We start from the raw sequence: 787 nt of genomic DNA on the forward strand, positions 1-787 counted from the left end.
ACACAAACATCGACAGAAGAAGAAGGCGACGAAGCCGCATTGGAAAAAGCCACTTCACAGGTGAAGAACATGGAATCGGCGTCAAAAGGGCGTGCTAATGTCACTAACCAAAACAAAAGTGATGTAGACCTAGCAACCGTGCACAGCATTATTGTGGCGTGTGATGCAGGAATGGGCTCCAGTGCCATGGGGCGAGCATGCTTCGTAAAAAATTCAGGATGCGGGCTCAACATCCATGTAACTAACCTTGCGATTAACAGCTTACCAGAGAGCGCCGACATAGTGATTACGCATAAAGATCTTACGGATCGTGCACGTCAGCACGCACCGAATGCTTACCACATTTCACTAACCAACTTCCTAGACAGTGAAATGTACAATCAACTCGTAACTAAGCTGTTTGCAGCGCAACAGCAATCGGCAGCAAATGATGACAACATCGTCAAAGTGTCTGTATTGGCAGCCAACGACGGTACATTTGACGTGCAACCACCCTCAGTCTTTCAGATCCAGCGTGAAAACATTCACCTAGGCCTGAAAGCGAGTAGCAAAGAAGAAGCCATTCGTTTCGCTGGCAACAAACTGGTTGAGCTTGGCTACGCAGAACCTGAGTATGTCGAGGCGATGTTTGAACGCGAAGCCCTCGTCCCCACCTATCTTGGCGAATCCATTGCTGTGCCACATGGCACTGTGGAAGCGAAAGATCGCGTGAAAAAACAGGCATTGTCATTGCCAATACCCATCGGTAGTCCAATTTACTGACGACAAAGACGATGTGGCCAAACTT

General features: G+C 48.3%; 1 pseudogene. It reads left to right on the plus strand.

The features are described 5' to 3' along the window. A pseudogene (locus CIK04_RS29190) lies at positions 1 to 787 on the plus strand (PTS sugar transporter subunit IIA); the annotation flags it as partial.

This window comes from Vibrio sp. 03_296, from assembly GCF_002265885.1.